General features: G+C 51.5%; 11 protein-coding genes and 1 pseudogene. 8 read left to right on the top strand and 4 right to left on the bottom strand.

The window, feature by feature from the left end; all coding sequences use genetic code 11:
• Window positions 1-5: 5 nt before the first annotated feature.
• A complete protein-coding gene (gene rpiB / locus WB371_RS19535) occupies window positions 6-455 on the bottom strand; it encodes a bifunctional allose-6-phosphate isomerase/ribose-5-phosphate isomerase RpiB (protein WP_336221703.1) in 450 nt (149 codons plus the stop codon).
• A gap of 358 nt (window positions 456-813) precedes the next feature.
• Here rpiB and WB371_RS19530 point away from each other — a divergent pair, with 358 nt between their 5' ends.
• The 8 genes from WB371_RS19530 to yjcO all read left to right on the top strand — a co-directional run bounded on the left by WB371_RS19530 (window position 814) and on the right by yjcO (window position 10225).
• Window positions 814-1704 (top strand): MurR/RpiR family transcriptional regulator, encoded by an 891-nt coding sequence (locus WB371_RS19530; protein WP_336221702.1) that lies wholly within the window; start codon window positions 814-816, stop codon window positions 1702-1704.
• A gap of 177 nt (window positions 1705-1881) precedes the next feature.
• Entirely contained in the window at window positions 1882-2817 is a 936-nt protein-coding gene (gene alsB / locus WB371_RS19525; RefSeq protein ID WP_336221700.1) for a D-allose transporter substrate-binding protein, read from the top strand.
• A gap of 106 nt (window positions 2818-2923) precedes the next feature.
• Complete coding sequence (alsA, locus tag WB371_RS19520) at window positions 2924-4456, top strand: D-allose ABC transporter ATP-binding protein AlsA (RefSeq protein WP_336221699.1); 1533 nt, start codon at window positions 2924-2926, stop codon at window positions 4454-4456.
• Window positions 4435-5415, top strand: coding sequence for a D-allose ABC transporter permease (gene alsC / locus WB371_RS19515; protein ID WP_336221698.1), 981 nt, complete (start codon window positions 4435-4437; stop codon window positions 5413-5415). The genes alsA and alsC overlap by 22 nt, the downstream gene beginning before the upstream one ends.
• A 10-nt stretch (window positions 5416-5425) precedes the next feature.
• The gene (alsE, locus tag WB371_RS19510) at window positions 5426-6121 is read left to right on the top strand and encodes a D-allulose 6-phosphate 3-epimerase (RefSeq protein ID WP_336221697.1); all 696 of its coding nucleotides are present in this window, start codon (window positions 5426-5428) and stop codon (window positions 6119-6121) included.
• Window positions 6105-7055: an allose kinase gene (alsK, locus tag WB371_RS19505; RefSeq protein WP_336221696.1), complete on the top strand. Its 951-nt coding sequence runs from the start codon at window positions 6105-6107 to the stop codon at window positions 7053-7055. The genes alsE and alsK overlap by 17 nt, the downstream gene beginning before the upstream one ends.
• Window positions 7056-7288: 233 nt before the next feature.
• A complete protein-coding gene (gene fdhF / locus WB371_RS19500) occupies window positions 7289-9436 on the top strand; it encodes a formate dehydrogenase subunit alpha (RefSeq protein ID WP_336221695.1) in 2148 nt (715 codons plus the stop codon).
• A 99-nt stretch (window positions 9437-9535) separates the two neighbouring features.
• Complete coding sequence (yjcO, locus tag WB371_RS19495) at window positions 9536-10225, top strand: Sel1 family TPR-like repeat protein YjcO (RefSeq protein ID WP_336221694.1); 690 nt, start codon at window positions 9536-9538, stop codon at window positions 10223-10225.
• Between the two features lie 96 nt (window positions 10226-10321).
• Here yjcO and gltP read toward each other — a convergent pair whose 3' ends face one another.
• From gltP to nrfF, 3 genes and pseudogenes are all read right to left on the bottom strand, one after another.
• Window positions 10322-11632, bottom strand: a complete 1311-nt coding sequence (gene gltP / locus WB371_RS19490) for a glutamate/aspartate:proton symporter GltP (protein ID WP_336221693.1) — start codon at window positions 11630-11632, stop codon at window positions 10322-10324.
• A gap of 468 nt (window positions 11633-12100) precedes the next feature.
• On the bottom strand, window positions 12101-12709 hold the full coding sequence (gene nrfG / locus WB371_RS19485; protein WP_336221692.1) for a heme lyase NrfEFG subunit NrfG: 609 nt from the start codon (window positions 12707-12709) through the stop codon (window positions 12101-12103).
• Window positions 12696-14901, bottom strand: a pseudogene (nrfF, locus tag WB371_RS19480) (heme lyase NrfEFG subunit NrfF). Before nrfF ends, nrfG begins: the two are co-directional and overlap by 14 nt.

Raw genomic sequence — 14901 nt, 5'->3', positions numbered from 1 at the left:
GAATCTCAAATCCTCCGTTGTTCAAGTGTCATAATCGCTTCTACGCGTTTTTGATGACGCCCTCCTTCGAACTCCGCATCCAGCCACGCATCGACAATCATCTTAGCCAGTTCCAGTCCTACCACCCGTGAACCAAACGCCAACACATTAGTGTCGTTATGCTTCTTCGAAAGCTGTGCCGAGTAAGGTTCACTACAGACGACCGCGCGGATGCCTGCGAACTTGTTCGCCGCTATCGAAATACCGACTCCCGTCCCACAAATCAGAATCCCCCCCTCCACCTCACCAGCAATAACAGCCTGCGCTACTTCACTGGCGTAGTTGGGATAGTCAGTACGCTCTGAGGAATACGTTCCCTTATCAATCACGTCGACGCCACGCAGCGCTAAATGCTTCAAGATATCCTTTTTCAGGATAAAACCTACATGATCACAGCCAAATGCTATCTTTTTCATCTATTTTCTACCATATCAAAAACTTCACAACAAAATAAAATTTGTGATTTCAATGGTATAAAAAGCACCCAAACTCACCATTAATCACCTTTACAAGTTGTTCTACACACATACTCTCAGCGATGCAATAGCAATCAGGACGAGGTCTTACTGAGCATAAAAATAACCACCAATCAACATTAACTGTTATAGCATTGTTTTTATTGTGTTTATTTTTAATCCCGTTTACAGCCAGCAGACAATTTTTCACAAAAACAAAAACTTTATAAATTTATTTTTTTTGTGAAGTTGTCGACATCTTTTCTGCGACTACTGTGATGATATAGTGGTGTCTTCATTTCAAGGACAAGAGAACGTAATGAGCCAGTCAGAGTTTGATGCAGCACTTCCAAATGGTATCGGGCTTGCGCCTTACCTGCGTATGAAGCAGGAAGGGATGACCGAGAACGAAAGCCGAATCGTGGAATGGTTACTCAAACCGGGGAACCTGAATTGCGCGCCAGCAATAAAAGATGTTGCGGAAGCGCTGTCCGTTTCTGAAGCCATGATTGTTAAAGTATCAAAGCTGTTGGGTTTCAGCGGTTTTCGGAATTTACGTAGCGCGCTGGAAGACTATTTTTCTCAGTCCGAGCAGGTATTACCTACCGAACTGGCCTTTGATGAAGCGCCACAGGACGTAGTGAACAAGGTGTTCAATATAACCTTGCGCACTATTATGGAAGGGCAATCGATCGTCAATGTCGATGAGATCCACCGTGCCGCACGCTTTTTCTTTCAGGCAAAACAGCGAGATTTGTATGGCGCGGGTGGGTCAAATGCTATTTGCGCAGACGTACAGCATAAGTTTTTACGTATTGGCGTACGCTGCCAGACCTATCCCGATGCGCATATCATGATGATGTCCGCATCGCTCCTGAAAGAAGGTGACGTGGTTCTGGTTGTCACACATTCAGGGCGAACCAGTGACGTCAAAGCGGCTGTCGAATTGGCTAAAAAGAACGGTGCAAAAATTATCTGTATCACCCACAGCTATCATTCACCGATTGCCAAACTGGCTGACTATATTATTTGCTCGCCAGCTCCGGAAACACCGTTATTAGGGCGTAATGCTTCAGCACGTATATTACAACTAACATTATTAGATGCTTTTTTTGTCTCAGTAGCACAACTCAATATTGAACAGGCAACCGTGAATATGCAAAAAACTGGCGCAATCGTTGATTATTTTTCACCAGGCGCGCTGAAATAACGACTCGTTGAGCTCATTTATACCTCCTCAATAATTCGATTGCGGGAAGGCGCAAGTGATTAAATTTCCTGGAGCGGCTCTCCGCTCGCTTCTGGAGTACACGAATGCAGCCAAAGCCCCGTCAGCTTGAAGTATGAAGGGGATATGGGAACAACACCCTACATTGAGAATACTATTATGAAAAAATACCTGAAATATTTCAGCGGCGCAGCTATAGGTTTAATGTTATCAACAAGTGCGTTTGCTACCGCTGAATATGCTGTTGTATTAAAAACACTTTCTAATCCATTTTGGGTGGATATGAAAAAGGGAATCGAGGATGAAGCAAAAACACTGGGCGTCAGTGTTGATATTTTTGCTTCACCTTCGGAAGGTGATTTTCAGTCTCAACTGCAGTTATTCGAAGACCTTAGCAATAAAAATTACAAAGGAATTGCCTTTGCCCCCTTATCCTCAGTGAATCTGGTCATGCCCGTTGCCCGTGCATGGAAAAAAGGGATCTATCTGGTCAATCTCGATGAAAAAATTGATATGGATAATCTGCAAAAAGCGGGGGGGAATGTGGAAGGTTTTGTGACTACCGATAATGTTGCCGTCGGGGCGAAGGGAGCGGAGTTCATTATTGATAAATTGGGCCCACAAGGCGGTGAAGTGGCGATTATTGAGGGCAAAGCCGGTAATGCTTCCGGAGAAGCTCGTCGTAATGGCGCGACAGAAGCATTCAAGAAAGTAAGCCAGATTAAACTGGTTGCCAGCCAGCCCGCCGACTGGGATCGCATTAAAGCACTCGATGTTGCTACCAACGTCCTTCAGCGTAATCCAGATATCAAAGCTATTTATTGCGCGAATGACACGATGGCCATGGGGGTTGCCCAGGCAGTCGCAAACGCGGGAAAAACGGGAACAGTACTGGTCGTCGGTACTGATGGTATTCCAGAAGCCCGCAAGATGGTCGAGGCGGGACAGATGACGGCGACCATTGCCCAGAATCCGGCAAATATTGGCGCAACGGGCCTTAAGTTAATGGTCGATGCCGCGAAATCAGGTCATGTAATCCCGATCAATAAAGCACCGGAATTTAAGCTGGTCGATTCTATATTAGTCACAAAGTAAATTTGTCAGCCTGATAAGCGCTGCGCCATCAGGTACTGGTTCAGCTTTTACGCCGGATGACGACGCGAGAGCGTCTTATCCGGCCTTTGCAGACATGAGAGCATTTATGGTCACGCCATATATATCGATGGCGGGGATCGGCAAATCCTTTGGTCCGGTTCACGCATTAAAATCGGTTGATTTAACTGTCTACCCATACGAAATACATGCGTTATTAGGGGAGAATGGTGCGGGTAAATCTACACTAATGAAAGTGTTAGCGGGAATACATGAACCCACCAAAGGCACTATTACGATTAATAACGTTAATTATGACAAGCTGGATCACAAGTTAGCGGCAAAACTCGGCATCGGTATTATTTACCAGGAGCTCAGTGTCATTGATGAGTTAACCGTTCTGGAAAATTTATATATTGGTCGTCATCTGACGAAAAAATTTTGTGGGGTGAATATTGTTGATTGGCGAGAAATGCGAGTACGCGCCGCCATGATGCTATTACGAGTAGGTTTAAAAGTCGATTTAGATGAGAAAGTCGCGAACTTATCGATAAGCCATAAACAGATGCTGGAAATTGCCAAGACGCTGATGCTCGACGCCAAAGTGATCATTATGGACGAGCCTACCTCCTCACTGACCAATAAAGAGGTGGACTATCTGTTTCTGATCATGAATCAGTTGCGTAAAGAGGGGACGGCCATTGTCTACATCTCTCATAAGCTGGCGGAAATTCGCCGCATTTGCGATCGCTACACGGTGATGAAAGACGGCAGCAGCGTATGCAGTGGCCTGGTCAGTGATGTGTCAAACGACGATATCGTCCGCCTGATGGTGGGTCGCGAGCTGCAAAATCGCTTTCACGTGATGAAGGAGAGTACCGGTAACCTTGAACGCGATACGGTATTTGATGTGCAGAACGTCACCAGTCGGGACCGGAAAAAGGTTCGTGACATCTCATTCAGCGTCAGTCGGGGAGAAATTTTAGGCTTCGCCGGGCTGGTCGGTTCCGGACGTACTGAGCTAATGGATTGCCTCTTTGGCGTGGATAAACGCGCGGGCGGTGAGATCCGCCTTAACGGCAAAATCATTTCCCCGCGTTCACCACTCGACGCCGTGAAAAAAGGAATGGCATACATCACCGAAAGCCGCCGGGATAACGGCTTTTTTCCCAACTTTTCTATCGCGCAGAATATGGCAATAAGCCGCAGTCTGAAACTTGGCGGCTATAAAGGTGCGATGGGCCTGTTTAATACAAATGACGAACAACGTACCGCCGAAACCCAGCGCGAACTGCTGGCGCTGAAGTGCCACTCGGTAAATCAAAACATTACGGAGCTCTCTGGCGGCAATCAGCAGAAGGTACTCATCTCCAAATGGCTGTGCTGTAACCCGGAAGTGATCATTTTCGATGAGCCAACTCGCGGAATCGACGTTGGCGCAAAAGCCGAAATTTACAAGGTGATGCGCCAATTGGCGGACGACGGAAAAGTCATCCTGATGGTGTCATCAGAACTCCCTGAAATTATCGCCGTCTGCGACCGTATCGCCGTGTTCTGCGAAGGACGACTGACGCAAATCCTGACAAATCGCGATTACATAAGCGAAGAGGAGATTATGGCATGGGCATTACCACAAGAGTAAAAGCCGAAGTGAACGAGAAGAAACCGTTCAATTTTGCGCTGTTCTGGGATAAATATGGCACTTTTTTTATCCTGGCGATTATCGTCGCCATTTTCGGTTCACTGTCGCCAGAATATTTTCTGACGACCAACAACATTACGCAGATTTTTGTGCAGAGTTCCGTGACGGTGCTGATCGGCATGGGCGAATTCTTCGCTATTCTGGTCGCCGGTATCGACCTCTCGGTTGGAGCGATACTGGCGCTATCCGGTATGGTAACCGCCAGATTAATGCTGGCAGGCGTCGATCCGTTCCTCGCGGCACTCATTGGCGGTGTGTTGGTCGGCGGTGTGCTGGGAGCCATCAATGGCTGTCTGGTCAACTGGACAGGTCTTCATCCTTTTATAATCACGCTTGGCACTAACGCTATTTTCCGTGGGATTACGCTGGTTATTTCCGACGCCAACTCGGTATACGGTTTCTCCTTTGACTTCGTGAACTTCTTTGCTGCCAGCGTGGCGGGAATACCTGTCCCTGTCATTTTCTCGTTGATTGTCGCCGTTATCCTCTGGTTTCTGACGACCCGCATGCGGCTGGGGCGCAATATTTACGCGCTGGGTGGTAACAAAAACTCGGCGTTTTATTCCGGGATTGATGTGAAATTTCACATTCTGGTGGTGTTTATCATCTCCGGTGTCTGTGCGGGACTGGCTGGCGTCGTATCCACGGCGCGATTAGGTGCCGCCGAACCCCTGGCCGGAATGGGTTTTGAGACTTATGCCATCGCCAGCGCCATCATCGGCGGTACCAGTTTCTTCGGTGGTAAGGGGCGTATTTTCTCTGTGGTGATTGGTGGTTTGATTATCGGCACCATCAACAACGGTCTGAATATTCTGCAGGTACAAACCTATTACCAATTGGTGGTGATGGGCGGATTAATTATCGCGGCAGTTGCCCTTGACCGTCTTATCAGTAAGTAAGGAATTGCTCATGAAAATCTCCCCCTCTTTAATGTGTATGGATCTGTTGAAGTTTAAAGAACAGATCGAATTTATCGACAGTCATGCGGATTACTTTCACATCGATATTATGGATGGTCACTTTGTGCCAAACCTGACTCTTTCACCATTCTTTGTAAGCCAGGTTAAAAAACTGGCGAGTAAACCGCTCGACTGCCATCTGATGGTCACTCGCCCACAGGATTATATTGGTCAACTGGCGATCGCTGGCGCGGATTTCATCACCCTGCATCCAGAAACGATCAACGGCCAGGCGTTTCGACTGATCGACGAAATCCGTCTTCATGGCATGAAAGTGGGGTTGATTCTCAACCCGGAAACGTCCATTGATGCGATGAAATACTATATTCATAAGGCCGACAAAATTACGGTCATGACGGTGGATCCCGGCTTCGCCGGACAGCCGTTCATTCCTGAAATGCTCGATAAAATTGCCGAACTCAGGGCGTGGCGCGAACGTCAGAACCTGGAATACGAAATCGAGGTCGATGGTTCCTGCAACCAGGCAACCTACGAAAAACTTATGGCAGCTGGCGCGGATGTCTTTATTGTCGGCACCTCCGGATTATTCAACCATGCGGAGAATATCGACGACGCATGGAAAATCATGATGGCGCAGATCCTGTCGGCAAAAAACGAGGTACAGCCTCATGCAAAAACAGCGTAACGTTGTGGCGGGCGTTGATATGGGGGCAACCCATATCCGTTTTTGCCTGCGGACAGCAGAGGGGGAAACCCTCTACTGCGAAAAAAAACGAACTGCGGAAGTGATAGCTTCCGGTGTGGCAGCAGGTATCACCGGAATGATTGACGAGCAACTTAAACACGTTCAGGCACATTGTCGAGGACTGGTCATGGGCTTTCCTGCGCTGGTTGGCAAAGATAAGCGTACTATTATTTCCTCCCCTAATCTGCCATTGACGCAGGAGGAGTTGCAGGGGCTCGCGGGTAAGCTGGAAGACGCACTGGGCTGCCCGGTGGAATTTTCTCGCGATGTTAACCTACAACTGTCCTGGGATGTGGCGGAAAATCGTCTCACGCAGCAACAGGTTCTGGCAGCCTATCTCGGCACTGGCATGGGTTTCGCGGTATGGATGAACGGTGCCCCCTGGACCGGAGCGCACGGTGTGGCAGGCGAGTTGGGTCATATACCCCAGGGCGATATGGCGCAACGCTGCGCCTGCGGCAACCCAGGATGCCTGGAAACGGTCTGCTCCGGGCTGGCACTAAAACGCTGGTACGAACAACAGCCCCGGGATTACGCGCTAAGTGAATTATTTGTTCATGCAAGCACGGAGCCATTCGTCCAGAATCTACTGGAAAGTGCAGCCCGGGCAATTGCCACCAGCATAAATCTGTTCGATCCCGATGCGGTGATTCTGGGTGGCGGCGTGATGGATATGCACGCCTTCCCACGAGAAACACTGATTACCCTGATCCAAAAATACCTGCGCCGTCCACTGCCGTATCAGGCAGTGCGTTTCATCACCGCTTCGTCTTCCGCCTTCAACGGCGCGCAGGGCGCGGCAACACTGGCGCAATCTCGTTTTTTATCCCCTTCTGACGCAGCACCTGCGCTAACTCAAACAGGTGCAACATGAAATACGCCTCGCCTAATGCGGGAAACATAACCCCGGCCCCGCGGCCACACCAATTCGTTGTCATTCGCGCAGATTCGTCACGTCAAATATGACGACAGCCTGTTTTTCGTCAGGGTTTTGACCAAAAATCGCCCGTAATATCAGGGAGAGCCCCCAATTTAAATGTGGCATAAAAGATGCATACTCAGGGCGACAAGCGTGTATACGCGATTTGATTAACTGGAGCGAAACCGATGAAAAAAGTCGTCACGGTTTGCCCGTATTGCGCATCAGGTTGCAAAATCAACCTGGTGGTCGATAACGGCAAAATCGTCCGGGCTGAGGCGGCGCAGGGGAAAACCAATCAGGGTACCCTGTGTCTGAAGGGCTATTACGGCTGGGATTTTATTAACGATACCCAGATCCTGACCCCGCGCCTGAAAACCCCTATGATCCGTCGCCAGCGTGGCGGCAAACTGGAATCTGTTTCCTGGGATGAAGCGCTGAACTACGTCGCCGAACGCCTGAGCGCCATCAAAGCGAAGTACGGCCCGGATGCGATCCAGACGACCGGCTCGTCACGCGGTACCGGGAATGAAACCAACTATATTATGCAAAAATTTGCGCGCGCCGTTATTGGTACCAATAACGTTGACTGCTGCGCTCGCGTCTGACACGGCCCTTCGGTTGCAGGTCTGCACCAGTCGGTCGGTAACGGCGCAATGAGTAATGCGATTAACGAAATTGATAACACCGATCTCGTGTTTATCTTCGGGTACAACCCGGCGGATTCCCACCCTATCGTGGCGAATCATGTGATTAACGCGAAACGGAACGGGGCGAAAATTATCGTCTGCGATCCGCGCAAAATTGAAACTGCGCGCATTGCCGACATGCACATCGCGTTGCGAAACGGCTCGAACATCGCGCTGTTGAACGCCATTGGGCATGTCATTATTGAAGAAAACCTGTACGACCAGGCGTTTGTCGCCGCACGTACGGAAGGTTTTGAAGAGTACCGTAAGATTGTCGAAGGCTATACGCCAGAATCCGTTGAGGACATCACCGGTATCAGCGCCAGTGATATTCGCCAGGCGGCGCGGATGTACGCCAGTGCGAAAAGCGCAACGATCCTCTGGGGAATGGGCGTTACCCAGTTCTATCAGGGTGTCGAAACCGTGCGTTCGCTCACCAGCCTCGCAATGCTGACCGGTAACCTCGGTAAACCGAGCGTCGGCGTGAACCCGGTACGCGGCCAGAACAACGTTCAGGGCGCGTGCGATATGGGCGCGCTGCCGGATACCTATCCTGGCTATCAGTATGTGAAAGATCCGGCTAACCGCGAAAAATTCGCCAAAGCCTGGGGCGTGGACAGCCTGCCTGCACACACTGGCTATCGCATCAGCGAATTGCCGCACCGTGCCGCGCATGGCGAAGTGCGCGCTGCGTACATCATGGGGGAAGATCCGCTGCAAACTGACGCGGAACTCTCTGCGGTACGTAAGGGCTTTGAGGATCTGGAACTGGTCATCGTGCAGGACATCTTCATGACCAAAACCGCGTCAGCGGCGGATGTGATTTTACCGTCGACCTCCTGGGGCGAGCATGAAGGGGTCTTTACCGCAGCGGACCGTGGCTTCCAGCGCTTCTTTAAAGCCGTTGAGCCGAAGTGGGATCTGAAAACCGACTGGCAAATCATCAGTGAGATCGCCACCCGGATGGGCTATCCGATGCACTACAACAACACCCAGGAGATCTGGGATGAGTTGCGTCATCTGTGCCCGGATTTCTACGGTGCGACTTACGAGAAGATGGGCGAACTGGGCTATATCCAGTGGCCTTGCCGCGACACGTCGGATGCCGATCAGGGAACCTCTTACCTGTTTAAAGAGAAGTTTGATACCCCGAACGGTATGGCGCAGTTCTTCACCTGTGACTGGGTTGCGCCGATCGACAAACTGACCGAAGAGTACCCGATGGTGCTGTCTACGGTGCGTGAAGTCGGCCACTACTCCTGTCGTTCAATGACCGGTAACTGTGCGGCTCTGGCTGCGCTGGCGGACGAACCCGGCTATGCGCAAATCAACACGGCCGACGCCGCGCGTCTGGGCATTGAAGATGAAGCGCTGGTTTGGGTTCACTCGCGTAAAGGCAAAATTATCACCCGTGCGCAGGTCAGCGATCGCCCGAACAAAGGGGCGATTTATATGACTTACCAGTGGTGGATTGGCGCCTGTAACGAACTGGTGACGGAGAACTTAAGCCCGATAACCAAAACGCCGGAGTACAAGTATTGCGCCGTGCGTGTCGAGCCCATCGCCGACCAGTCCGCTGCCGAGCAGTACGTGATTAATGAATACAATGCGTTGAAAACCCGTCTGCGCGAAACCGCAATGGGTTAACCACAACATTGAGCCTCAACAGCCTCCGCCCGGAGGCTGTTTTTTTATCCATACGATCTCTTTATACTATCCGTTCCGTACCTTATATAAAATTTAAAAATGAAATCACTTTTTGCATTGATGTTATTTATGACATTCTTTGCCCATGCTGCCACTCCTGAACCAGGAAGCCAGTATTTACAGGCAGCAGAGGCAGGTGACAGACGCGCGCAATATTTTCTTGCTGATAGCTGGTTCAGCTCCGGCGATTTGAGCAAAGCCGAATATTGGGCACAGAAATCCGCGGATAATGGCGATGCGGATGCCTGCGCGTTGCTGGCGCAAATCAAAATCACTAATCCGGTGAGTCTGGATTATCCCGAAGCGAAAACACTGGCTGAAAAGGCGGCCCAGGCCGGAAGCAAAGCGGGAGAAATCACCCTGGCGCGGATTCTGGTCAATACCCAGGCCGGTAAACCTGATTACGCCAAAGCCATTTCACTGCTGCAAAACGCCTCTGAAAATCTGGAGAGCGATGTCGCCGTAGACGCTCAAATGTTGCTTGGTCTGATTTACGCGAACGGCGTCGGGATTCCGGCAGACGACGACAAAGCGACCTGGTATTTCAAACGCAGCTCCGCAATTTCTCGTACCGGCTATTCGGAATACTGGGCGGGAATGATATTTCTCAACGGCGAAAAAGGCTTTATTGAGAAGAATAAACAGAAGGCGTTGCACTGGCTAAATTTGAGCTGTACCGAAGGATTCGATACCGGCTGTGAAGAGTTTGATCAATTGACAAATGAGTGAACTGGATTGCCTGATGGCGACGCTCCGCGTCTTATCAGGCCTACAAAGGATGTGTAGGCCGGATAAGCGAAGCGCCATCCGGCAACGCATTAACCGTTACTGTGCCGTTTTATCGAATTTGCCCAGCACTTCACGCTCATAGGCCAGCGCTTTTTTACGGTCAAATTTATGTTCCCACTTGGCAATAACCAGTACCGCCAGCGCATTCCCCACCACATTCAGCGCCGTACGCGCCATATCGAGAATACGGTCAACACCGGCAATAAAGGCCAGACCTTCCAGTGGGATCCCCACGCTGCCCAGCGTCGCCAGTAACACAACAAAAGAGACGCCCGGCACGCCCGCAATCCCTTTCGAGGTGACCATTAATGTCAGTACCAGCACGATTTCCTGCCACAGCGACAAGTCAATGCCGTACAACTGCGCGATAAAGATCGCTGCAATACTCTGGTACAGCGTGGAACCATCGAGGTTAAAGGAGTAGCCCGTCGGTACCACGAAACTGGTGATCGACGCCGGCGCGCCATACGCTTCCATCTTCTCGATGATACGCGGCAAAACGCTCTCGGAGCTGGCAGTGGAGTACGCCAGAATCAATTCGTCTTTCAGGATACGAATCAGGATCCAGACGCTCAGCCCGCAAAGACGTGCAACGATACCCAGCACCACCAGCGCGAAGAACAGGATCGCGAAATGAACCAGTAGCACCAGCTTCGCCAGCGGCCACAGGGAGGCAAAACCAAAGTTCGCCACCGTCACGGCAATCAGCGCGAACACACCGACCGGCGCGTAGCGCATCACCATGTGGGTGACTTTAAACATGGTTTCAGAAATGGAGCGGAAGACAGTGACCAGCGGTTCACGGTGCGATGCAGGCAGCGAGGAAAGCCCCAGGCCAAACAGTACCGAGAAGAAGATGATTGGCAGCATCTCACCTTTTGCCATCGATGCGACGACGTTAGTCGGCACCAGCGACAGAATCGTCCCCATCAGGCCATGCGCGTGGCTCTGTACTTCTGCCGTTGTATTTTGATATTTCGAAATATCCACCGTTGCCAGTTGCGACATGTCAATGCCGGAGCCTGGCTGGAACACATTCGCCAGCGTAATCCCGAGGATAATGGCGATGGTTGTGATCACTTCGAAATAGATAATGGTTTTCGCGCCGATACGGCCCAACTGTTTCGCATCGCCAACCCCGGCAATCCCGACAATCAGCGTGGAGATGACAATCGGCACCACGATCATTTTAATCAGATGGATAAAAATATCCCCTGCCGGAGAGAGCAGGTTTGCAATCAGCCACTCGCGGCTGTCGCTGTGATAATGCAGATAACTGCCGAGTAGAATGCCCAGCACCATGGCAATCAGGATCTGCCAGGCCAGACTGAGTTTAAAACTTTTCATAACGACGGACTTCCTCAATGGAACGCCATTCCTGCAAAAAGCACAGGAACAGTTACATACTGAAAGGGTATGAATTGTGTTGCGTTGGTTTATCGATTTTATTAACGCTTACGCCCTGAATCATTCGCGTTGCAGGAAGGCGGCGACGCAGCGAATCCCCAGGCGCTTACATCAGTAAGTGAGTGGGGTGAGCGAGGAGCGCCAACATACCTACAGCTTGAAGTATGACGGGTGTATAATCAGTACCATTTGCAGGGCGCATTGCGCAACCCTCTAAGAACGGGGCTTTACGATTAAAAAATGCATAATAACGCGAATTTATGGCGATTATTATGAATAACTATTTGTTATGGAAAGATTTTTAAATCACAGTTTTTGAATTATAACTATCGTGAATTATTTTTCTCAAAACGTTCATTTGCCTGTTTTTTATTCAGCAATCACGGCTAAAATCACAAAAAAAGAAAATTATTTCTGTCGATTCTGCAGCAGTTTCGCCATATTGATAGCATCAATGACCTGCGCGCGATTGACCCGTTGCGAGTTCGAATCAAGGACTTTTTGCCACTGTGAAATCGCTTGTGGGTAATTCGCCTGCAAAAATGCATCCGAGGCCAGAAGCATCAATGCCGTGACCTCCGAGGCATCCAGCGCCAGAGCCTTATCAATCATCTCTCGCGTCGGCGGCGTCATATGCTGCCCGGCCTGGTAATAGAGTACTGTCGCTAACGCTGAGTAGATCTCGGCATTCTCTCCACGCAGACGCAGCGCCTGACGATACGCCAGCAGCGCATTATCGTAATCGTTACGCCACAGGTAATATTCACCGAGCAGCGCCCACTTTTCACTGTCCTGCGGATTGGCGCGGATCTGCTTTTGCAGCGCCAACAACTGAGCTTCAACCGTTGGTGTTTGTGCAAATTCATAAAGCGGATCGGCTCGTCGCGTTAGTTCGTGACGCACAGCCTGCCATTTTGGCGACAGCAGATAACCACAGAGGCAGGCGATGATCATCAGCACCACGGCCAGTGCCAGTCGTTTGACGGGGACAGGACGTAACGGTTCAGGATGCCTCATCGCTCCCCCCTTTTCGCCTGGCCACACGCCACAAAATCCCGCCTGTCAGCAGGAGCAACAGGCACGGCAGCGCCCACAGTACGAACGTTTGCGCAGTCAGCGGCGGGTTATAACGGACAAAATCACCATAGCGTTCGGTCATCCATGCGGTGATTTCGGCTTCGCTTTTTCCTTCCGCCACCATGGTGTAAACCTGGTGACGCATACTGACCGCCACCGGCGCATTGGATTCCAGCAAGTTTTGGTTCTGGCACTGCGGACAGCGTAACTGGCTGGCAATGGACAACGCCTTTTCCTGCTGCTGCGGATTGTCAAAAACCCAGGTATCCACAACCTGGGCGCGGGCTGTAAAAGAGATAACAAGCAGTAAGATAAACGCAATTATTGTGCCTGATGGCGCTGCGCTTATCAGGCCTACGCCGTGCTTAAACCGTACGCCGCCATCCGGCAAAAATTCCCGCGGATTACGCATCACGCTTTCTCCCTCGCCAGCCACTGAGTAACGCCCCGGCAATCATTAGCAGTCCGCCGCCCCATATCCAGCGCACGCCGCTCTGTACGTACAGCCGCATGGCATACCGATCCTGTCCGGTTTTTTCCCCCATCACCGCATACCAGTCGTGCAGCAGACTCCAGCGAATACCCGGTTCCATCATCTGCTGGCGGCGTGCCGGGTAAAAGCGTCGTTCCGGCGTCAGGCTGCCAATCCGTTTTTCGCCCTGCCACAGCGAAATAAGCGCCTTTTCAGTGGTGTAGTTTCCTTTCGCGGCAAGATCCAGCCGTTCAAAGCGGAAGGTATACCCTGCCAGTTCAACCCGTTGGCCTGCACTCAAATTCAGACTGATCTCCTGACGACTGCCGCTGGAGACAACGATGCCTGCCGCGAAGACCAGCACGCCGGTATGCGCCAATAGTGCCGGAAGCGTGCGCCGTAGCGATCCGCTCCGGTTTTTCACCAGGGTGATAATAATCACTGCCAGCATCAGCAGACCAAACGGCAGCGTGGCGCGGTTGAAATAAGGCGCCCCCACGGAGAGTTTTCCCCACCCCAGCAGGCCGTAGACCATCGGGTACAGCGTCCCCATCAGTACAACCAGCAGCACCGCGCAAAACAGCAAAAGTGCAGCCAGAATCAGTAACTCACGCGACTTTCCACCCAACCGCAGCGTCTGTGGATGCTCCCGCGCTCGCCAGCCGTAAAGACCGAGCGCAGCCAGGCTCAGGGTGGCAAATAACGCAAACAACGGCACGGCGCGGACGTTATCCAGCGCAAAAGCATGTACGGAAACGAGAATGCCAGAGCGGACAATCAATGTTCCTAACAAAGAGAGGATTAGGGTGACAATCGCCAGCAACAGCGACCAGTGGCGGAACATGCCGCGCTCACGCGACACGTACAGGCTGTGCAGCAGCGCGCTGGCGGAAAGCCAGGGTAATAAAGAGGCGTTTTCAACTGGGTCCCAGAACCACCAGCCGCCCCAGCCCAGCTCACAATAGGCCCACCAGGAGCCAAGAATGATGCCGAGCGTCAGCGCACACCAGCCGGGCAGCGCCCAGCGCCAGCATACCCAGGCGGTGGTTTTGGTGAATGTCCCTTGCAGCAGCGAGGCCAGCGCCACGCCTGCCGCGACCATCAATCCACCGTAACCCAGATACAGTAATGGCGGATGCAGAATCAGCCCCAGATGTTGCAACATCGGGTTGAGATCGCGCCCTTCTATGGCTGGGGGAAAGATGCGGACAAACGGATCGGACCATACCACCACAAACAGCAGCAATAACGCCGTGATAACCGAGAGTACAGTGAGCGTGAGCGGAAACAGGGAATCAGACTCATGGCGGTAGCACCAGGCAAACAGCGCACTCCAGCCGGACAAAAACAGCACCCACAGCAGCAGTGAACCTTCATGCCCGCCCCACACCGCCGCCAGTTTGAGTCCCCATGACAACAGGCTATGGCTGTGTTGCGCCACATAGATGACCGAGAAGTCGCTGGTCAGAAAGCAGAACACCAGAATGATGAAAGCGAGCAGCAGGAAAGCAAATTGCCCCCAAACGCCCACACTCGCCAGGCGCATCACGCCCTGCCAGCGCCGCCGAATACCTGTCAGCACGGCGATCGGGGTCAACAGGCTGACCCCGAGACTGAGTAACAGCGCCAGAAAACCGGCTTCAGGAAGGAGAACGTCCAG

The organism is Citrobacter amalonaticus, assembly GCF_037053465.1.
Classification (GTDB): Bacteria; Pseudomonadota; Gammaproteobacteria; order Enterobacterales; family Enterobacteriaceae; genus Citrobacter_A; species Citrobacter_A amalonaticus_H.
This window is presented reverse-complemented; position numbering and strand designations above follow the sequence as displayed.

Bases quoted from the DNA above. Each gene is read 5' to 3' on its own strand.
- rpiB (WP_336221703.1), bottom strand. From the start codon at position 455: ATGAAAAAGATAGCATTTGGCTGTGATCATGTAGGTTTTATCCTGAAA.
- WB371_RS19530 (WP_336221702.1), top strand. From the start codon at position 814: ATGAGCCAGTCAGAGTTTGATGCAGCACTTCCAAATGGTATCGGGCTT.
- alsB (WP_336221700.1), top strand. From the start codon at position 1,882: ATGAAAAAATACCTGAAATATTTCAGCGGCGCAGCTATAGGTTTAATG.
- alsA (WP_336221699.1), top strand. From the start codon at position 2,924: ATGGTCACGCCATATATATCGATGGCGGGGATCGGCAAATCCTTTGGT.
- alsC (WP_336221698.1), top strand. From the start codon at position 4,435: ATGGGCATTACCACAAGAGTAAAAGCCGAAGTGAACGAGAAGAAACCG.
- alsE (WP_336221697.1), top strand. From the start codon at position 5,426: ATGAAAATCTCCCCCTCTTTAATGTGTATGGATCTGTTGAAGTTTAAA.
- alsK (WP_336221696.1), top strand. From the start codon at position 6,105: ATGCAAAAACAGCGTAACGTTGTGGCGGGCGTTGATATGGGGGCAACC.
- yjcO (WP_336221694.1), top strand. From the start codon at position 9,536: ATGAAATCACTTTTTGCATTGATGTTATTTATGACATTCTTTGCCCAT.
- gltP (WP_336221693.1), bottom strand. From the start codon at position 11,632: ATGAAAAGTTTTAAACTCAGTCTGGCCTGGCAGATCCTGATTGCCATG.
- nrfG (WP_336221692.1), bottom strand. From the start codon at position 12,709: ATGAGGCATCCTGAACCGTTACGTCCTGTCCCCGTCAAACGACTGGCA.